Origin of the sequence: Micromonospora sp. NBC_00389, from assembly GCF_036059255.1 — a bacterium.
Taxonomy (GTDB): Bacteria; Actinomycetota; Actinomycetes; order Mycobacteriales; family Micromonosporaceae; genus Micromonospora.
On record NZ_CP107947.1, the window covers coordinates 1,760,338 to 1,780,492 of the forward strand.

Annotated in this window: 13 protein-coding genes; 10 read left to right on the forward strand and 3 right to left on the reverse strand. The window is 70.5% G+C overall.

Annotation, left to right across the window (positions count from 1 at the left end):
• Positions 1 to 19: 19 nt before the first annotated feature.
• Complete coding sequence (locus tag OG470_RS08440; RefSeq protein WP_328422402.1) at positions 20 to 1,162, reverse strand: polyprenyl synthetase family protein; 1,143 nt, start codon at positions 1,160 to 1,162, stop codon at positions 20 to 22.
• A 64-nt stretch (positions 1,163 to 1,226) separates the two neighbouring features.
• Here OG470_RS08440 and OG470_RS08445 point away from each other — a divergent pair, with 64 nt between their 5' ends.
• Positions 1,227 to 2,150 carry a phytoene/squalene synthase family protein gene (locus tag OG470_RS08445; protein WP_328422404.1) on the forward strand — a complete coding sequence of 308 codons (924 nt, stop codon included), beginning with the start codon at positions 1,227 to 1,229 and terminating at the stop codon, positions 2,148 to 2,150.
• A 19-nt stretch (positions 2,151 to 2,169) separates the two neighbouring features.
• Here OG470_RS08445 and OG470_RS08450 read toward each other — a convergent pair whose 3' ends face one another.
• Positions 2,170 to 3,258, reverse strand: coding sequence for a serine hydrolase domain-containing protein (locus tag OG470_RS08450; protein WP_328422406.1), 1,089 nt, complete (start codon positions 3,256 to 3,258; stop codon positions 2,170 to 2,172).
• Positions 3,259 to 3,349: 91 nt separating this feature from the next.
• Here OG470_RS08450 and OG470_RS08455 point away from each other — a divergent pair, with 91 nt between their 5' ends.
• The 8 genes from OG470_RS08455 to OG470_RS08490 all read left to right on the forward strand — a co-directional run bounded on the left by OG470_RS08455 (position 3,350) and on the right by OG470_RS08490 (position 18,330).
• Positions 3,350 to 4,825 carry a dihydrolipoyl dehydrogenase family protein gene (locus tag OG470_RS08455; RefSeq protein WP_328422408.1) on the forward strand — a complete coding sequence of 492 codons (1,476 nt, stop codon included), beginning with the start codon at positions 3,350 to 3,352 and terminating at the stop codon, positions 4,823 to 4,825.
• 118 nt (positions 4,826 to 4,943) lie between these two features.
• A complete protein-coding gene (locus OG470_RS08460) occupies positions 4,944 to 5,945 on the forward strand; it encodes a LacI family DNA-binding transcriptional regulator (protein WP_328422410.1) in 1,002 nt (333 codons plus the stop codon).
• Between the two features lie 383 nt (positions 5,946 to 6,328).
• Positions 6,329 to 7,708, forward strand: a complete 1,380-nt coding sequence (locus tag OG470_RS08465; RefSeq protein ID WP_328422412.1) for an ABC transporter substrate-binding protein — start codon at positions 6,329 to 6,331, stop codon at positions 7,706 to 7,708.
• Between the two features lie 82 nt (positions 7,709 to 7,790).
• Positions 7,791 to 8,741: a carbohydrate ABC transporter permease gene (locus OG470_RS08470; protein ID WP_328422414.1), complete on the forward strand. Its 951-nt coding sequence runs from the start codon at positions 7,791 to 7,793 to the stop codon at positions 8,739 to 8,741.
• A gap of 13 nt (positions 8,742 to 8,754) precedes the next feature.
• Positions 8,755 to 9,642 carry a carbohydrate ABC transporter permease gene (locus OG470_RS08475; protein ID WP_328422416.1) on the forward strand — a complete coding sequence of 296 codons (888 nt, stop codon included), beginning with the start codon at positions 8,755 to 8,757 and terminating at the stop codon, positions 9,640 to 9,642.
• A gap of 99 nt (positions 9,643 to 9,741) precedes the next feature.
• Positions 9,742 to 11,391 carry a glycoside hydrolase family 13 protein gene (locus tag OG470_RS08480; RefSeq protein ID WP_328422418.1) on the forward strand — a complete coding sequence of 550 codons (1,650 nt, stop codon included), beginning with the start codon at positions 9,742 to 9,744 and terminating at the stop codon, positions 11,389 to 11,391.
• Between the two features lie 161 nt (positions 11,392 to 11,552).
• Positions 11,553 to 14,435, forward strand: a complete 2,883-nt coding sequence (locus tag OG470_RS08485; protein ID WP_328422420.1) for a discoidin domain-containing protein — start codon at positions 11,553 to 11,555, stop codon at positions 14,433 to 14,435.
• 196 nt (positions 14,436 to 14,631) lie between these two features.
• The gene (locus OG470_RS08490) at positions 14,632 to 18,330 is read left to right on the forward strand and encodes a discoidin domain-containing protein (RefSeq protein WP_328422422.1); all 3,699 of its coding nucleotides are present in this window, start codon (positions 14,632 to 14,634) and stop codon (positions 18,328 to 18,330) included.
• Here OG470_RS08490 and OG470_RS08495 read toward each other — a convergent pair.
• Positions 18,317 to 19,132 carry a crotonase/enoyl-CoA hydratase family protein gene (locus tag OG470_RS08495; RefSeq protein ID WP_328422424.1) on the reverse strand — a complete coding sequence of 272 codons (816 nt, stop codon included), beginning with the start codon at positions 19,130 to 19,132 and terminating at the stop codon, positions 18,317 to 18,319. The two genes, OG470_RS08490 and OG470_RS08495, sit on opposite strands and share 14 nt — an antisense overlap.
• Before the next feature lie 118 nt (positions 19,133 to 19,250).
• Here OG470_RS08495 and OG470_RS08500 point away from each other — a divergent pair, with 118 nt between their 5' ends.
• Positions 19,251 to 20,102, forward strand: a complete 852-nt coding sequence (locus tag OG470_RS08500; protein ID WP_328422426.1) for a Rieske 2Fe-2S domain-containing protein — start codon at positions 19,251 to 19,253, stop codon at positions 20,100 to 20,102.
• Positions 20,103 to 20,155 lie beyond the last annotated feature (53 nt).

Below are 20,155 nucleotides of genomic sequence, written 5' to 3' on the forward strand. Positions count from 1 at the left end.
TCCTCGAAAAAGTTGCTCATCAGGCCCGCCGGTCGGTGGCGGCGACGGCCAGACCGGTCAGCGCCGTCCGCGCCGTCCGGTCCACGGGTGCGGCGTCGAGCGCGGCCAGCGCGTCGCCCACCCGTTCGGCGATCATCCGCTCCACCCGGGCCACGGCGCCGGTGTCGGCGACCAGTTCGGCGAGTCGGTCGACCGGCCCCGCACCGGCCCGCTCCAACGCGCTGAGCTGGGCCGGCGTGGCCAACTGCCGGGCCAGCATGAGCAGCGTGGTCGGCTTGCCGGCGCGCAGGTCGTCACCGGCCGGCTTGCCGGTGGCGGCCGGATCGCCGTAGACGCCGAGCAGGTCGTCGCGGAGCTGGAACGCCTCGCCGACGGCCAGGCCGTAGCGGGTGTACGCGGCGATCAGCGGGGCGTCGGCGGGAACGCCGGCCAGGCAGGCGCCGAAGAGCAGCGGTCGCTGGACGGTGTAGCTCGCCGTCTTGTAGCGGGCCACCCGCAGCGCCCGGTCGACCGACCAGTTGGCGGCGTCGTTCTCGCCGAGCACGTCGAGGTACTGCCCGGCGACTGTCTCCACCCGCATCTGGTCGTAGCAGCGGCGGACCTCGAACAGCCGGGTCGGCGGCACGGTGGCCTGTGCCAGCAGCCGGTCGGCCCAGACCAGGCAGAGGTCGCCGATGAGGATGGCGACGGCCTCACCGAACCGGTCGGGGTCACCCCGGTGGCCGGCGGCGACGTGCTGCGCGGCCACCGCGACGTGCACGGTGGGCCGGCCGCGGCGGGTGGTGGAGGCGTCCATCACGTCGTCGTGCACGAGCGCGAAGGTGTGCAGCAACTCCAGCGCGGCCAACGCGGGCAGCACCGGTGGCAGCGGTTCGGTGCCGCCGACCGCCCCGCGCCAGCCCCAGTAGGCGAAGGTGGGCCGGATCCGCTTGCCGCCGGCCAGGACGGCCTCCCGCGCGGCGGCCGCGAAGCCGCCCATCGCTGCGTCGATCTCGGCGAGCGAGTCGACCTCGGCGGCGAGGAAGGTGGTCAGGGTGTCGTTCACCGCAGTGGTCAGTTCCTGGGTGTACGCGGCCAGCACGGCGCGGACCGGATCGTCCCTGTCGCCCGGCCGGGTCGGCGCCAGGCGGATCGCGTTCCCCGCAACTGCGTCGTTGGCCATGCGGCCGAGCGTACCCTAGGCTACGAGTTGCGTCGATTGGTGCGTCGATAACCGAGGAGGCCCGGTGGACACTGATCTCACAGCTGCCTATGACCGGTGCCGTGAGGTACACAGACGTCACGGCCGCACCTACTATCTCGCCACCAGGCTGCTCCCCGCGTGGAAACGGCGACACGTACACGCCCTCTACGGGTTCACCCGGTACGCCGACGAGATCGTCGATCGCACCGAGGCCCTGCCGCCGCCCGAGCGGGCCGCCCGGCTCGACGACTGGGCCAGCCGGTTCATGGCCGGTCTGCACGGCGCGCCGGTCGACGACCCGCTGCTGCCGGCCGTGCTGCACACGATCGCCATCTTCGATCTCGACCGGGACGACTTTGCGTCGTTTCTGAAGAGCATGGCGATGGACCTGACCGTCACGGCCTATCCGACGTACGAGCACCTGCTCGACTACATGGAGGGCTCGGCGGCGGTCATCGGCACCATGATGCTGCCGATCCTGGGCAGCTCCGACCCGGCGGCGGCCCGGGAACCCGCCCGGCAGCTCGGCTTCGCCTTCCAGCTCACCAACTTCATCCGGGACGTCGCCGAGGATCTCGACCGGGGCCGCACCTACCTGCCGGACGAGGACCTGGCGAAGTTCGGCGTCACCCGCGACGAGCTGGCCAAGGCCCGTGCCCGGGGGCGTGGTACGCCCGGGACCCGCGAGCTGATCGAGTACGAGGTGACCCGGGCGCAGGCGCACTACGCCGCCGCCGCGCCGGGCATCACCATGCTCGCGCCAGCCTCGCAGGCCTGCATGCGCACGGCGTACGCGCTCTACGGCGGCATCCTGGACGAGGTGGCGGCGCAGGACTACGACGTCTTCGCCCGGCGGGCCCTGGTGCCGCAGCGGCGACGGATGGCGGTGGCCGCCCGCGCCCTGCTCACCTCGACCGGTACCCCGGTCACCGTCCCCGGACCGAGGCTCCACCCCGCGGCCCGGTGACCGCGAGCACCGCGGCGGGTCAGAGCACCGAGTGCAGCGCCTCGACCAGCTCGTCCACCCGGTCGTGCTCGGCCAGCCGGCCGGTCGCGTACGCGAAGGTGTAGCCCCGCTCTGGGTCGGCCCACGCGCTGCTGCCGCCGAGGCCGCCCATGCCCCAGCTGCCGTCCGGCTCCCACTGCATGCCCAGCGTCCACCGGGTCTGACGGTCCAGCAACAGATCCGGCCCGTCGTACTGGACCCGGGTCGCCTCCGCCACCAGCTCCTGGCTGAACAGCCGGATGCCGTCCAGGACACCACCGGCCAGCAGGCCGGCGTAGAGCCGGGCCAGGCCGGACGCGGTGGCGTGCAGGTTGACCGCCGGCACCTCGGCACCCCGCCAGAGCGGACTGTTCAGCACGGCCAGGTCCTGCCCGCCGGCCGGGTTGCCCATGGCCCGGGCCCGGAGTGAGCCCGGCTCGCCGAGTACGCGGGTGGGCCACTGCGGGTCGCCGTACCGCAGGTCCGCGCAGCGCCGTTGGTCCGCCTCCGACAGCCCGAAGCCGAGGTCGAGCCGCCACCGGCCGGCGATCTCCTCGGCCAGGAACCGGCCCACCGACCGGCCGTCCATCCGGCGGACCAGCTCGCCCACCAGATGCCCGTACGTCCAGGCGTGCTCCCCGGCCACCGAACCCGGCACCCACTCGGGATCGGCGGCGGCCAGGTCACCGGTGAGCAGCGCCCAGTCGGCGATCGCGGTGGACGGCCGGGGCACCGGGAAGGCCGGCAGCCCGGCGGTGTGCGACAACACCTGACGCACGGTGGCCGGGGTCTGGAACTCCGGCCAGTACCGGGTGACCGGCGCGTCGAGGTCGACCCGACCCCGGTCCACCAGCATGAGCAGGCAGAGTGCCGCCACCGGCTTGCCGACCGAGTAGACGTTGACCAGCGTGTCCGGCCGCCACGCGTCGTCGCTGGTCGGTGCGCCGGATCCGGCGTTGGTGCGGGAGCCGCCGATCAGGTCGACCACCGGGTGTCCGTCGTACCAGATGGTCAGGCTGGCACCGGTCTCCCGGCCGCTGGCGAGCAGGTCGTGGAAGCAGTCCCGGACCGGGGCGAAGCGTGCGTGCATCCGGTCACCGTAGGTGGAACGGTCCGGGAGCGCGTCGACTTTTCCCCGGACCCCGGTGGTCGGTGCGGGGCCGCTGGGGGATGCTGTCCAGGTGGCGGAGCCGGAGCTGGTGGATGTGGTCGTGGTCGGGCTCGGCGTTGGCGGCGAGGAGGTGGCCGGGCGGCTCGCCGAGGCCGGCCTGAATGTCGTCGGCATCGAGCGGGACCTGGTCGGCGGGGAGTGCCCGTACTGGGGCTGCATCCCGAGCAAGATGATGATCAGGGCGGCCAACGCGCTCGCCGAGGCGCGCCGGGTCGACGGGCTGGCCGGGACGGCACAGGTCCAGCCGGACTGGGCGCCGGTCGCGAAGCGGATCCGCGAGGAGGCCACCGACACCTGGGACGACACGGTCGCGGTGCGCCGGTTCACCGATCGGGGCGGCCGGTTCGTCCGGGGCAGCGGCCGGCTCGACGGGCCGGGTCGGGTCCGGGTCGGCGACCAGGTGTTCCAGGCCCGACACGGAATCGTCCTGGGCACCGGCACCCGCCCCTCGGTGCCGCCGATCGCCGGGCTGGCCGACACTCCGTACTGGACCAACCACCAGGCGATCGAGGTCGAGCAGCTGCCGGAGTCGCTGCTGGTGCTCGGCGGCGGCGCGATCGGGTTGGAGCTGGCCCAGGTCTTCGCCCGGTTCGGGGTCCGGATCACCGTGGTGGAGGCGCTGGACCGGGTGCTGGCCCTCGAAGAGCCGGAGGCGTCCGAGGTGGCCGCCGCGGCGCTGCGCGCCGACGGCGTGGAGATCCACACCGGGGTACGCGCCGAGCGGGTCGAGCACGACGGCAGCCGGTTCACCCTGCACGGCGCCGGTGGGGCGGAGTTCACCGCCGACCGGCTGCTGGTGGTGACCGGGCGGCGGGCCCACCTCGACGAGTTGGGGCTCGACACGGTGGGCCTGGACGCCGCCCAGCGCTACCTGCCGGTGGACGACCGGTTGCGCGTCTCCGATGGCATCTGGGCGGTCGGTGACGTGACCGGCGAAGGCGCCTTCACCCACATCGCCATGTACCAGGCGGGCATCGTGATCGCCGACGTGCTCGCCAACGCCCGGCAGGCGAAGGCGGGGCCGGACGCCAGCGGGACCGCGAGCGTGGTCGGCGGCGCGATGGGCGCGGCCAGCTCGTTGGGTGCCAGCGGGTCGAGCGGATCGGCCGGCAGCGTCCCGCGCGCCGACTACCGCGCGCTGCCCCGGGTGACCTTCACCGACCCGGAGGTCGGCGCGGTCGGGCTGACCGAGGGGCAGGCCCGGGAGCGCGGCATCAACGTGCAGGTCGGTTTCACCAAGCTCGGCAGCTCGACCCGGGGCTGGATCCACCGGGTCGGCGACGAGGGGTTCATCAAGCTGATCGCGGACGCCGACCAGGGTGTGCTGATCGGCGCGACGTCGGTCGGCCCGGCCGGCGGCGAGGTGCTCTCCGCGCTGGTGGTGGCGGTGCACGCGGCGGTGCCACTGAGCCAGCTCCGGCACATGATCTACGCCTATCCGACCTTCCACCGGGCCATCGAGGACGCGCTACGCGACCTGTCCTGACGGTGCCGGTCCACCGTCGTCGGGACGGCCGGCGGCGGACAGCGCACGGCAAGGATGAAGCAAACGGTCGGCACGTGGCTGTTCATTTCTTTCATTCTGATGACGTACGATTGCGGCCGTGACCAAGCGGTTGACTGAAGTTGCCAAGAAGGCGGGCGTCAGCGAGGCCACCGTCAGCCGGGTGCTCAACGGTCGGGACGGGGTCTCCGAGGCGACCCGGACGGCCGTGCTGACCGCGCTGGACGTGCTCGGCTACGAGCGGCCGACCAAGCTGCGCGGCGAGCGTGCCCGGCTGGTCGGGCTGGTGCTGCCCGAGTTGCAGAACCCGATCTTCCCGGCGCTCGCCGAGGTGGTCACCGGCTCGCTCGCCCAACGTGGTTTCACACCGGCGCTCTGCGCCCGCACCATCGGTGGCGTCTCCGAGATGGATTACGTGGAGATGCTCCTCGACCATCAGGTCTCCGGGGTCATCTTCGCCGGTGGCTCGTACGCGCTCGCCGACGCCCGGCACGACCACTACCGGCGGCTGACCGACCGGGGCCTGCCGGTGGTGCTGGTCAACGCGGGTGTGGACGAGTTGGGCTTCCCCCGGGTCTCCACCGACGACGCGGTGGCGGTGGAGCAGGCGTACGGGCACCTGCGCTCGCTCGGGCACGACCGGATCGGGATGGTGCTCGGCCCGGAGGGGCACGTGCCGTCCCGGCGCAAGCTGGATGCGATGGTCCAGGCCGCGGGCTGGGGCGACGACACGGAGTACGTCGAGCGCTCCAGCTTCTCCATGGAAGGGGCGCGGGTCGCCGCGACCAAGTTGGTCGAGCGGGGCGTCACCGGCATCATCTGCGCCAGCGATGTGCTGGCCCTGGGCACCATCCGGGCCGCCCGGCGGCTGGGTCGTGCGGTGCCGACCGATGTGTCCGTGGTGGGCTTCGACGACTCCGCGTTCATGACCTGCACCGACCCGCCGTTGACCACCGTGCGGCAGCCGATCGAGACGATGGGGCAGGCCGCGGTGGACCTGCTGGTCACCCAGATCGAGGGGGCCGGCGTGCTGCACGACGAGTTGCTGTTCGAGCCCGAGCTGGTGGTGCGTGGTTCCACCGCGCCCGCCCCCGGCCGCTGACCAGCGAGCTGGACACCGACTGACCGTCCCGGCCCCGGAGGGTCGCCTCCGTAGGTTCCGCTGAAACGACGCTTCGGCCGTCGACCGCCTCTCGCGGTCGACGGCCTTTTCGTCCTTGCCGGAACCGCGCAACGCCGGCCTGATCGGGCGTTCGTCCATAAGGGCTGAAAAGCCAACATCCCGGGCCTGTTTCACGATCTTGTCGTTATTTGCCGTTAGGAAGTCGTGTCCTTTCACAACCGCATCGATACCTTGCCGAAATGAGTCGGCCTCGTTACAGTGACTCCACTCACACCTGGCTCCGACGCAGCTACTGGGCGTCAGGTCGTATCACCGCAGATCACGAACGTCATGGAGACACCCGTTCCCGAAGGGATGGACAGATGTCCGTACCGCAATACCGAAAGGCTGCGGCGTTAGCGCTCGTGGCCGGCCTGGGGTTCAGCCTCACGGCGTGCTCCACGAAGAGCGACGACAAGGACACCAACGCAGGCGGCAAGGTCACCATCACGGTGGACTGCCAGCCGGTCGGCGCTCAGAAAGAGCTGCTGAAGAACTGGAACGACGACGTCGCCGAGTTCCAGCGGCAGAACCCCGACATCATCATCAAGAGCGTGAGCGTCGGCGAGCAGTGCAACAACCCGCCGGACTTCACCGCCCGCCTCGCCGGCGGCACCGTGACCGACGTGTTCTACGGGTACATGACCGATCTCCAGCAGGTGCTCGACTCCGGTCAGGCGATGGACATCTCCTCGTTGGCCAACAAGGACACAATCCCTACCTGGGACAGCGTCGACCCGGCACTCAAGGAGGTCTTCACCGACGGCGGCAAGCTCTACGCCGTCCCGGTGAAGAACTACTCGATGGGCCTGGTCTACAACAAGGTCCTGTTCCAGCAGGCCGGGCTCGACGTGAACAACCCGCCCAAGACCTGGGCCGAGGTCCGGGCCGCCGCCAAGAAGATCTCCGCGCTCGGCAACGGCATCGCCGGCTATTCCGAGTACAGCGCCGGCAACACCGGCGGCTGGCACTTCACCTCCCTGCTCTACTCGCAGGGCGGCCAGGTGCTGACCCCCGACGGCAAGAAGGCCGACTTCAACAACGCGGCGGGCAAGCAGGTCCTGCAGAACCTCAAGGACATGCGGTACGGCGACAACAGCATGGGCGTCCGGCAACTGCTGCAGTGGGGCGACCTGCTGACCAACGCGGGTGCGGGCAAGGTCGGCATGTTCATCGGCGCGCCCGACTCCACGCAGGCGATCGTCAGCCAGTTCCAGGGCAAGTTCCAGGACTGGGCGATGAGCCCGCTGCCCGGCCAGGACGGCGCGGCGAAGGGCACGCTCGGTGGTGGCGAGGGTTACTTCTTCAAGAAGGACCTCACTCCCGAGCAGGTCAAGGCCGGTCTGAAGTGGATCGCGTACCAGAAGCTGACGCCGGGCAAGGGCCAGTTCGACTACGTCCGGGCCAAGCCGCAGAACTACCCGGTCGGTCTGCCCCAGCCGCTGCTCTTCGCCAACGGCAGCGCGGCGCAGAAGCAGGAGCTCGAGCTGCGTAAGGCGAACGCGAACGTCGACACCGCGAACTTCGCGCTCTTCGAGGCGACCCCGGTAACGATCAAGGGTGAGCCGCGCAACGCGCAGGCGGTCTACGCGGTGCTCGACGCCGCGATGTCCGGTGTGCTGACGAACCCGAACGCGAACATCGACGCGCTGCTCAAGACGGCCGAAGAGAAGGTCAACCAGCTCCTCGCTGCCGAGAGCTGATCCGATGCTGTGGGGGCCGGTGCGCCGGCCCCCACAGCATTCGCGCCGCATCGTCCGGTCACTGAATCACCCAGGAGTTGCCTTGGCGATCACCACCGTCCCGGCCGCCAGAACACCGGGGCGCCCCACGTCCTCGTACCCGGGGCCGCAGCGTACGAGCCTCGGCCGCAAGGTACGGGACAACCTCACCGGTCACGCGTTCCTGATCGGGGCGGTGCTCTGCTTCGTTGTCTTCTCCTGGTATCCGATGATCCGCGGCATCGTGATGAGCTTCCAGCGCACCCGACGGGGCGAGACCACCTGGGTGGGCTGGGACAACTACTCCCGCATCATCGCCGACCCCAGCTTCTGGCCCGCCTGGCAGAACACGCTCTACTTCACCGTGCTCGCACTCGTGCTCGGGTACGCGGTGCCGTTCTTCGTGGCGATCCTGCTCAACGAGTTCCGGCACGCCAAGGGGTACCTGCGAATCCTGGTCTACCTGCCGGTGATGCTGCCACCAGCCTCGGCGCTCTTCCTCTTCAAGTTCTACGCGTACGACCCCAGCGAGGCGGGCCTCTTCAACGCCATCCTCAAGGCACTGCACCTGCCCACCTCGCAGTGGATGCAGTCCCCCGAGATGACGATGCCGGCGATGGTGATCGCGTCGACCTGGATGAACATGGGCGGCGCCGTGCTCATCTACCTGGCGGCGCTGCAGAACATCCCCGGCGAGCTCTACGAGGCGGCCGAGCTCGACGGTGCCGGCATCTGGCGGCGGATCGTCAACGTGACGATCCCGCAGACCCGGCTGATCCTCGCGCTCCTGGCGATGCTGCAGATCGTCGCCACGATGCAGCTCTTCATCGAACCGCTGATCCTCGCCAACGGTGCGGGCGCGGAGGACTCCGCGACCTCGGTGGCGTACCTCATCTACCAGCACGGATTCTTCCAGAACGACCTCAACGGCGCTGCGGCGCTCGGCGTGATCATGCTCGTGGTGCTGGCCGGCTTCTCCGCCGCCTACCTGCGTCTGAGCGCGAAACAGGACTAGGACGGGACGAGGAATGGCACAGGACTCCGGGACCCGGACCCTTATCTCGCACGCCCAGCTCAGCCGCGGGCGCGGCAAGGTCATCTACTGGACGCTGCTCGCCGTCGTCGTCGCGGGCTTCACACTCGTCTTCCTCGGGCCGCTCTACTGGATGGTCACCGGCGCGCTCAAGTCCGGCCAGGAGATCGCGCAGACCCCACCCTCGCTGTTCCCGCAGGATCCCGAGCCGCAGAACTACATCGATGCGTGGAACAACCTGGACCTCGCCAAACTGCTGTTCAACACGTTCTACTACGCGACGGGCGCGGTGCTGTTCCAACTCGTCTTCGACACCGCTGCGGCGTACTCGCTGTCCAAGCTTCGACCGATGTTCGGCAACGTGATCCTCGCCCTGATGCTGGGCACGCTGATGATTCCGGCGATGGTCCTCATCGTCCCGCAGTACGTGACCGTGATCGACCTGCCGATCCTGCACATCAACCTGCTCGACTCACCGTTTGCGATCTGGCTGCCGCTGGTCGCGAACGCGTTCAACATCTTCCTGCTGAAACGGTTCTTCGACTCGATTCCCGAGGAGTTGATGGCCGCAGCCCTGATGGACGGGGCGACGTCACTGCGCACGCTGTGGTCGATCATCCTGCCGCTGTCGCGACCCATCCTCGGCGTCGTCTCGATCTTCGCCGTGACGGCGGTCTGGAAGGACTTCCTCTGGCCGAAGCTGGTCATGCCGTCGCCCGAGACCCGGACGGTCAGCGTCGGCATCTACGCCTTCTCGGGTGGTACGCCCATGAACGTGGTGATCGCCGCGTCGGTCATCGCCGCGATCCCGACCGTCATCATCTTCCTGATCTTCCAGCGGAACATCATGTCCGGTCTGACCTCGGGCAGCCTCAAGGGATAGCCGGCAGCGTAACCTCCCGCGGCGAACAACGACTGTTCGCCCGACACATATCTAGGTCCGGCGAACCCGCCGACGTACTGACCCAGAAAGCAGGTGCTCGTGTCCACAGCAGACAGCGGTCCGTGGTGGCGTGGAGCGGTGATCTACCAGGTGTACCCACGTAGCTTCGCCGACGGCAATGGCGACGGCATCGGCGACATCGCCGGCATCCGGTCCCGGCTGAATCACCTGTCCGCGCTCGGCGTCGACGCGATCTGGTTCAGCCCCTGGTACCCCTCGCCGATGGCCGACGCTGGCTACGACGTGTCCGACTACCGCGACATCGACCCGGTCTTCGGCACCCTCGCCGAGGCGGAGGCGTTGATCGCGGAGGCACACGTGCTCGGCATCCGGACCATCGTCGACGTGGTGCCGAACCACTGCTCCGACGCGCACCCCTGGTTCCAGGCGGCACTCGCCGGCGGGCCCGGCGCGCCCGAGCGGGACCTGTTCTGGTTCCGGCCCGGCCGGGGCCCGAACGGCGACCAGCGGCCCACCGACTGGGTCGGCGAGTTCGGCGGCGAGACCTGGACCCGGACCACCAACCCGGACGGCACGCCCGGCGACTGGTACCTGCACCTGTTCGCCCCCGAACAGCCGGACTTCAACTGGGACCACCCCACGGTGCGGGCCGAATTCGAGGACATTCTGCGGTTCTGGTTCGACCGAGGGGTGGACGGCATCCGGATCGACTCGGCCGGGCTGCTGGTCAAGGACGGGACGCTGCCCGAGACCGTGCCGGGCCGGCCGCACCCGTTCCGCGACCTCGACGGGGTGCACGACATCTACCGCGCGTGGCGGCGGGTCGCCGACGAGTACCCCGGCGACCGGGCACTGATCGGCGAGGTGTGGATGCCGGACCGGCAGCGGTTCGCCAACTACCTGCGCCCGGACGAACTGCACGCGGCGTTCAACTTCGACTTCCTCGGCTGCGCCTGGGACGCCTCCGCCCTGCGCGAGAGCATCGACGGGACGCTGAGCGCGCACGCGCCGGTCGGCGCGCCGGCCACCTGGGTGCTCTCCAACCACGACGTCACCCGGCACGTCACCCGCTACGGCCGAGCGGACACCACGTTCAGCTTCGCCGCCAAGCGCGAGGGGACCCCCACCGACCTGGAGCTGGGCACCCGCCGGGCCCGGGCCGCCGCGCTGCTCTCGCTGTCACTGCCCGGCGCCGCCTACGTCTACCAGGGCGAGGAGCTGGGCCTCTACGAGGTCGAGGACATTCCGTTCGCGCTGCGCCAGGACCCGATGTGGGAACGCTCCGGCCGGGTCGACCCCGGTCGCGACGGCTGTCGGGTGCCGCTGCCCTGGGCCGGTGACGAGCCGCCGTTCGGGTTCAGCCCCGCCGGCGCCGCAGCGCCCTGGCTGCCCCAGCCGGCCGACTGGAAGGACCGGACGGCCCGGGCGCAGACCGGCGACGCGGCCTCGATGCTGGAGCTGTACCGGGCGGCGATCGCGATCCGGCGGGCCGAACCGGCGCTCGGCGACGGCGACCTGAGCTGGCTGCCCGCCCCGGACGGGGTGCTCGCCTTCAGCCGCGGCGGTGGGTTCCGCTGCCTCGTCAACCTCGCCGACTCGTCGGTCCCGCTGCCCGCCGAGGGGGAGTTGCTGCTGGCCAGCGGGCCGCTCGATGACGGTCTGCTGCCACCGGACACCGCCGTCTGGCTGCGTACCCCAGAGCCGGCGGAGGGGCCCGGCCTGGCCTGACCTGATCGCCGTGGAGCCGGCGGCCCGTCCCGGTCGCCGGCACCGAGCACCCACCCCGGCCCAGCGTGGGCCGTCGGAGGAAGGAGGAAAGAGGGGGGACCCGCCACGCCGCACGGATACGGGGGGACCTGGCCTGCCTGACGAAAGGGAGAGCGCAGCTCATGGCCAACCACACCACCGGCACCGCGCACCACCTCCGACACCCGACCCGGGCAGGGTTGGCCGCCATCGCCGCCACCCTGCTCGTCGCGACCTCGGTGACCGCCCTCGCGGTCACCGGCACCGCAACCCCAGCCTCGGCGGCCGGGCTGTCCCCCTTCGACATTCCCGGCCGGGGCGCCACCGTCCCGTTCGTCGAGCAGGAGGCGGAGAAGGCCGCCCACAACGGCACGAAGATCGGCCCGGACCGGCGCTACGGCACGCTGCCGTCCGAGGCGTCCGGCCGGGAGGCGGTCACCCTCGACTCCGTCGGCGAGTACGTCGAGTTCACCCTCACCGCCCCGGCCAACGCGGTCACCTTCCGGCACAGCCTGCCCGACAGCCCGGCCGGCACGGGCCGGGACGCCGCCATCGACCTGCGGGCCAACGGAACGCTGCTGAAGTCGGTCCCGGTGACCTCGAGGTACGGCTGGTACTACGGCGGCTACCCGTTCAACAACAACCCGGGCGACACCAACCCGCACCACTTCTACGACGAGACCCGGGCGATGTTCGGCAGCACCTACCCGGCCGGCACGAAGGTCCGGTTGCAGGTCTCCTCGACCGCCCAGTCGCCCACCTTCACCATCGACCTGGCCGACTTCGAGCTGGTCGGCGGGCCGATCGACAAGCCCGCCGGTGCGCTCGACGTGGTCACCGACTTCGGCGCCGACCCGAGCGGCGCGACCGACTCGACCGCGAAGTTCCAGGCGGCGGTCGACGCCGGTAAGGCCCAGGGCCGGGTGGTCTGGATCCCGACCGGCACCTTCACCCTCTGGGACCACGTGGTGGTCGACGGGGTGACCCTGCGCGGCGCCGGCCCGTGGTATTCGGTGCTCGGCGGCCGGCACCCCACCGACCGTAAGCGGGCCGCCGGCATCTACGGCAAGTACGTCCCCGGTGGTGGCTACACGGGCGGCGTCCGCCCGCACGAGGCCGGTGGTCCGAGCCGGAACGTCACGCTGCGGGACTTCGCCATCATCGGCGACATCCGGGAACGGGTGGACGACGACCAGGTCAACGCGCTGGGCGGGGCGATGACCAACTCGGTGGTGGACAACCTCTGGCTGGAGAACACCAAGGTCGGGGCGTGGATGGACGGCCCGATGGACAACTTCACCATCCGCAACAGCCGGATCCTGGACCAGACCGCCGACGGGGTGAACTTCCACACCGGCGTGACCAACTCGACGGTGACCAACACCTTCGTCCGCAACACCGGCGACGACGCGCTGGCGATGTGGGCGCAGAACGTGCCGAACGTCAACAACTCCTTCACGCACAACACCATCGGCGTGACCCTGCTGGCGAACCACCTGGTCAGCTACGGCGGCCGGGACATCAAGATCACCGACAACGTGACGGCCGACTCGCTGACCAACGGCGGTGGCATCCACGTCGCCAACCGCTACCCCGGCGTGCAGGGCGCCACCGGCGTCCAGGGCACCTGGACGATCGCCCGGAACACATTGATCCGCAACGGCAACTCGGACTACAACTGGAACTTCGGCGTCGGGGCGATCTGGTTCTCCGCGCTCAACGAGGCGTTCCTGCAGCCCACCATCAACATCACCGACACCGACATCCTGGACAGCTCGTACGCCGCCCTGCACTGGATCGAGGGCCAGACCAGCGGGATCAACCTGAACAACGTGCGGATCGACGGCGCCGGCACGTACGCGCTCCAGGTGCAGGCGCCCAGCCAGGTGTCGTTCACCAACGTGCGAGCCACCGGCATCGCGCAGAGCAACCCGATCCACAACTGCGTGGGCGGCGGCTTCCAGATCACCCAGGGCGCCGGCAACTCCGGCTGGTACACCCCGACCCCGTACTGCGGCCCGTGGCCGGACCCACAGTGGGGCGGCGGACCCACCACCCCGCCACCAACCACCCCACCGCCGACCACCCCGCCACCCACCACCCCGCCACCCACCACCCCACCCCCGACCGGGGGGAACCTGGCGCTGAACCGGCCGGCGACCGCCACCAGCACCAACCAGAGCTACAGCGCGGCCAACGCGGTGGACGGCAACGCGGCCACCTACTGGGAGAGCGCCAACAACGCCTTCCCGCAGACCGTGACCGTCGACCTGGGCTCAGCCCGGTCGGTCGACCGGGTGGTGCTCAAGCTGCCCGCCGGCTGGGAGCGGCGTACCGAGACCCTGTCGGTGCTCGGCTCCACCGACGGGTCGTCGTACGCCACCCTGGCGGCGTCCGCCGGTCGGGTCTTCGACCCCGGCGCGGGCAACACCGTCTCGATCGGCCTGCCCGCCGGTGACCGTCGCTTCATCCGCGTCACCGTCACCGGCAACACCGGCTGGCCGGCCGCCCAGCTCTCCGAGGTCGAGGTGTACGGCGGCACGCCCACCACCCCGCCGCCCACCACACCACCGACTACCACCCCGCCCCCGACCACACCACCGCCCACCGGCAACCTGGCGGCCGGGCGGCCGGTCACCGAGACCAGCCACTCCGACGTGTACGCCGCGCCGAACGTGGTGGACGGCAACCCCAGCACCTACTGGGAGAGCGCCAACAACGCGTTCCCGCAGTCGCTGACCGTGGATCTGGGCGCCAACCGGACGGTTTCCCGGGTCGTGCTGAAGCTGCCGCCGCCGTCGGCCTGGCAGACCCGCACCCAGACGCTGTCGGTGCTCGGCTCCACCAACGGGTCGTCGTTCACCACCCTGAAGGCGTCCGCCGGCTACACCTTCAACCCGGCCACCGGCAACACCGCCACCGTGACATTCGCGGCGACCAGTCAGCGGTACCTGCGGCTGACCGTCACCGGCAACAGCGGCTGGCCGGCCGGTCAGCTCAGCGAGTTCGAGGTCTATTCCAGCTAGGCCGGGCAGCCCCCTCCCGTCCGGGGCGGGGGCCACCCGGTCGGGCGGCCCGGCGCAGCGCAGCCCCGGGCCGGTCTGATCCCCCGTCTTGTCCACCGCACCGTCCCCCACCTGTCGCGGTACGACGGGCGTACCCCTGCACCCGTCGCCGGGCAACGCACCCACACCCCACCCCCGAAAGAGGTGTAGCGACGCCATGTCCAGATTCGGTACCAGACGAGGCACCCCGCCGACCGGCGCGCCCGATCCCACTCGCCGAACCACCCGTACCGGCCACCGACGGCTGCTCGCCGGCGTACTCGCCGGGCTGCTCCTGACCGCCGTGCCGGCCGTGACCCCCGCGACCGCCGCACCGGCGGCGGACCCCTCCGCAGCCGCCGCCCGCGCCGCCCTGCTCGCCGGGCTCTCCGCCACCATGACCGCCAGCAGCCACAACCAGAACTACGTGGCGAGCAACGCCAACGACGGCAACGCCGACACCTACTGGGAGAGCGCCAACAACGCGTTCCCGCAGTGGATCCAGGCCGACCTGGGCGCCACGGTCAGCGTGGACCGAGTGGTGCTCAAGCTGCCGCCGCCGTCGGCCTGGCAGACCCGCACCCAGACGCTGTCCGTGCTCGGCTCCACCAACGGCTCGTCGTTCACCACCCTGAAGGCGTCCGCCGGCTACACCTTCAACCCGGCCACCGGCAACACCGCCACCGTCAGCTTCACCGCGGCCAGCACCCGCTACGTGCGGGTGCAGGTCACCGGCAACACCGGCTGGCCGGCCGCCCAGTTCTCCGAGGTCGAGGTCTACGGCGCCGTCGGCAGCCCCGACACCCAGGCCCCCAGCGTCCCCGGCAACCTGGCGTACACCCAGCCCGCCAGCGGGCAGATCCGGCTCACCTGGTCCGCGTCCACCGACAACGTCGGCGTGACCGGGTACGACGTCTACGCCAACGGCGGACTGCGCGGCAGCGTCAACGGCTCGACGCTGACGTACACCGACAGCCAGCCGGACAGCGCCACCGTCTCGTACTACGTCCGGGCCAAGGACGCGGCCGGCAACCAGTCGGCGAACAGCAACACCGTGACCCGGACCGGCACCGGCAACCCGCCGACCGGCACCAACCTGGCGATCGGCAAGCCGATCACCGCCTCCGGGTACGTGCACACGTTCGTGGCCACCAACGCCAACGACAACAACGTGGCCACCTACTGGGAGGGCAACGGCAACCCGAGCACGCTGACCGTGCAGCTCGGCGCGAACGCCAGCCTCAGCCAGATCGTGCTGAAGCTGAACCCGGACTCGGCCTGGGGTGCGCGTACCCAGAACATCACCGTGCTCGGCCGGGACCAGGGCTCCTCGACCTTCACCACCCTGGTCGGTGCCGCGAACTACAGCTTCAACCCGGCCAGCGGCAACACGGTGACCATCCCGGTCTCCGGTGCGGCGGCCGACGTACGGCTCTCGATCGCCTCGAACACCGGTGCCCCCGCCGGGCAGGTGGCCGAGTTCCAGGTCTTCGGCACCCCGGCGCCGAACCCGGACCTGACCGTCACCGGCATGTCGTTCAGCCCGTCCGCGCCGGTCGAGACGAGCACCATCACGCTCTCGGCGACCGTGCGTAACGCCGGCTCGGCGGCCTCCGGCGCGACCAACGTCAACTTCTATCTGGGCTCCACCCGGGTCGGGACCGCGTCGGTCGGCGGCCTCGCGGCCGGCGCCTCGACCACCGTCAACGCCAACATCGGCACGCGTGACTCGGGCAGCTACCCGCTCAGCGCGAAGGTCGACGAGTCGAACACCGTCGTCGAGCAGGACGACACCAACAACAGCTACACCAACCCCAGCCCGCTGGTGGTCGGCGCGGTCGCCAGCTCCGACCTGGTCGCCTCCGCGGTCGACTGGTCGCCGGGCAACCCGCAGCCCGGCAGCACGGTGACCTTCTCCGTATCGATCCGCAACGCCGGCAACGTCGCCTCGGCGTCCGGTGCGCACGGCATCACCCTGACCGTGCTCAACGAATCCGGCACCGTGGTCCGTACCCTGACCGGCTCCCACTCCGGCGTGATCAACGCCGGCGCGACGGTCGGCCCGATCAACCTGGGCACCTGGACCGCCGCGAACGGGAAGTACACCGTCCGGGTGGTGCTCGCCGTCGACGGCAACGAACTGCCGGTCAAGCAGACCAACAACACCAGTGACCGCCCGCTCTTCGTGGGGCGCGGCGCCAACCTCGGCTACGACATGTACGAGGCCGAGGACGGCACGACCGGTGGTGGGGCCGGGCAGGTCGGGCCGAACCGGGACATCGGCAACCTCGGCGGCGAGGCGTCCGGACGTCGGGCGGTGACACTGAACAGCACCGGCTCGTACGTCGAGTGGACCACCCGGGCGGCGACCAACACCCTGGTCACCCGCTTCTCGATCCCGGACTCGGCCGGCGGCGGAGGCATCGACTCGACACTGAACATCTACGTCAACGGCACCCTGCACAAGCCGATCAACCTGACCTCCAAGCACATCTGGCTCTACGGAGCCGAGGCCAGCCCGAGTGACTCGCCGAGCGCCGGCCCGCCCCGGCACCTGTACGACGAAGCGAACGTCATGTTGAACTCGACCATCCCGGCCGGCAGCAGGATCCGGTTGCAGAAGGACCCGGCCAACACCACCACGTACGCGATCGACTTCATCAACCTGGAGCTGGTCGCACCCCGGGCCAACCCGGACCCGGCCCGGTACCGGGTGCCGACCGGCTTCAGCCACCAGGACGTCCAGAACGCGCTGGACGCGGTCCGGATGGACACCACCGGAAACCTGATCGGCGTCTACCTGCCGGCCGGCACCTACGAGACCGCGCAGAAGCTCCAGGTGTACGGCAAGCCGATCACGGTGGTCGGCGCGGGCATGTGGTACACCCGCTTCCAGACGCCGACCGGCCAGCAGAACACCGACGCGGGCTTCCGGGTGGAGTCCTCGGCCAGCGGGTCGTCCTTCTCGCACCTGGCCTTCTTCGGCAACTACACCAACCGCATCGACGGGCCGGGCAAGGTCTGGGGTGAGCTGAAGGACGTCGACAACATGACCCTGGACAGCGTCTGGGTCGAGCACACCGTCTGTGCGTACTGGGGGGTGAGCGTCAGCGGGCTGACCATCCGTAACAGCCGCTTCCGCAACACCTTCGCCGATGGCGTGAACCTGACCAACGGCAGCACCAACAACCTGATCACCAACACCGAGGGGCGGTCGAACGGCGATGACGCCTTCGCTCTCTTCTCGGCCACCGACCAGGGTGCGTCGACCTCCAACAACGGCAACGTGTTCGAGAACCTCTCGGCCACGCTGACCTGGCGGGCGGCCGGGCTGGCGGTCTACGGCGGCTACAACAACATCTTCCGCAACCTGTACATCGCGGACATGTTGACGTACTCGGGGGTCACCATCAGCTCGCTGGACTTCGGCTACCCGTTCATCGGGTTCGGGGCCAGCCCGCCGACCCAGTTCCAGAACATCTCGCTGATCCGGGCCGGTGGGCACTTCTGGGGATCGCAGACGTTCCCCGCGATCTGGGTCTTCTCCGCCTCGAAGGAGTTCCGCGGTATCCGGGTGTCCGACGTGGACATCGTCGATCCGACGTACACCGGGATCATGTTCCAGACCAAGTACAACGGGTCGCAGCCGGAGAACCCGATCACGGACACGGTCTTCACCAATGTCTCGATCAGCGGCGTTCGCAAGAGCGGTGACGCGTTCGACGCGAAGTCGGGCTACGCGATCTGGGCCAACGAGATGCCGGAACCCGGTCAGGGCCCGGCGGTCGGCTCGGTCACCTTCAACAACCTGCGACTGACCAACAACTACCAGGACATCCGCAACACCACGTCGACCTTCACCATCAACCGCAACTGATCTCGTCGGTAGCCGATGCCGCCGGGAGGCTCACCCCTCCCGGCGGCATCGCGCCGTGCCGGCCCTCGCCGCCGGCGAACCGGGCCGCACCGGCGGCCGCGTCGGCGGCCAGCGAGTCCATCCCGTACGCCAACTCGGTCGCCAGGGCCTCCGGCTCGGGCCGGCCCGCGCCGGCCAGCATCGCCGCCCGGTCGTTGCGCAGGCAGGTCTGTGGATGCCGGGCGATCTCCGCGGCCAGTTCCTCGGCTGCGGCCCGCGCCTGGCCGGGCGGCACCAGCCGGTTGACCAACCCCATCGTGTACGCCTCATCCGCCGGCACCGGCCGGCCGGTGAGGATCAGGTCCAGTGCGCGGCTCTCACCGATCAGTCGGGGCAGCCGGACCGTGCCACCGTCGATCAGCGGCACCCCCCAGCGGCGGCAGAACACCCCGAGCGTCGCGTCGGACTCGGCGACCCGCAGGTCGCACCAGAGCGCCAACTCCAGCCCGCCGGCCACCGCGTACCCGGAGATCGCCGCGATCACCGGCTTGCCCAACGTCATCCGGGTCGGACCCATCGGGCCGTCCCCCTCCGGCTCGACCCGGTTGCCGCTCGGGGTGCCGATCGCCTTGAGATCGGCACCGGCGCAGAACGTGCCGCCGGCTCCCCAGAGCACGGCCACCGCCGCGTCCGGGTCGGCGTCGAAGGCCCGAAAGGCGTCGGCCAACGCCCGAGCGGTCGGCCCGTCGACCGCGTTCCTGGCCGCCGGCCGATCCAGCACCACCGTGGTCACCGGCCCGGCGCGCTCCACCCGTACACCCATCGGCCCAGCATGCCCGCCGCGCTCCGCCGGGACAATCCTCGTCGATCTTGCACGTTTCGCTACGGGTTTAGTCACCGTCGACCGGTTTGCGACCGCGTTCGCCGGGAAGTCGGTACAGGTGCGAGCGCTATTGACGAAAGTTGAGCAGGCATCCCGGCTGGACCGGGCAGGTGACCGCCTGCAGCGGGTGGTCCTCGGCACGCTGCGTCCGCGGCGGCTGCGGGACCTGCTGCACGGGGTGACGCTGGGGCACCCGCTGCATCCGGCGATGGTGCAGGTGCCGCTCGGTTCCTGGACGAGCGCCGCGGTGCTGGACCTGATGCCCGGGCAGCACCGGCCTGCCACCATGCTCGTCGGCCTGGGCACCGTCAGCGCGTTGCCGGCGGCGGTCGCCGGGCTGAACGACTGGGCGGCGCTCTCCCGGGACCAGCGCCGGGTCGGCCTGGTGCACGCCGCGGCGAACACTGTCGGCGTGACGCTCTACGCCGGCTCGCTGGCCGCGCGGCTCGCCGGCCGGCACGGCGTCGGTCGTGCCCTCGGATATCTCGGGCTCTCCGCCGTGAGCCTCGGCGCGTACGTCGGCGGTCACCTGGCGTACAAGCAGGGGGCGCAGGTCAACCAGAGCATCTCCGAGCTGCACCGGATGAGCGAGGGCTGGCATTCGCTGACCGAGATGGCGGCGCTGCCGCAACGCACGCTGGTCACCCGGGAGGTGGACGACGTCTCGGTGATCCTCTACCGGCACGGTGAGGAGGTCACCGTGATGCTGGAGCGCTGCCCGCACCAGAGCGGGCCACTCGGCGAGGGCGACGTGCAGGAGATCGACGGCCACGCCTGCGTGGTCTGTCCGTGGCACGGCAGCGCGTTCCGGCTCAACGGCGGCGAGGTCGTGCAGGGGCCGTCCGGCAGCGACCAGCAGATCCTGCCCACCCGGATCCAGAACGGCGTGTTGCAGACCCGACTGCCCTGACATCCGCGCGAACGGTCGTCGGCCCGGTCGCCCTGGCTTGAGCGCGCCCCACC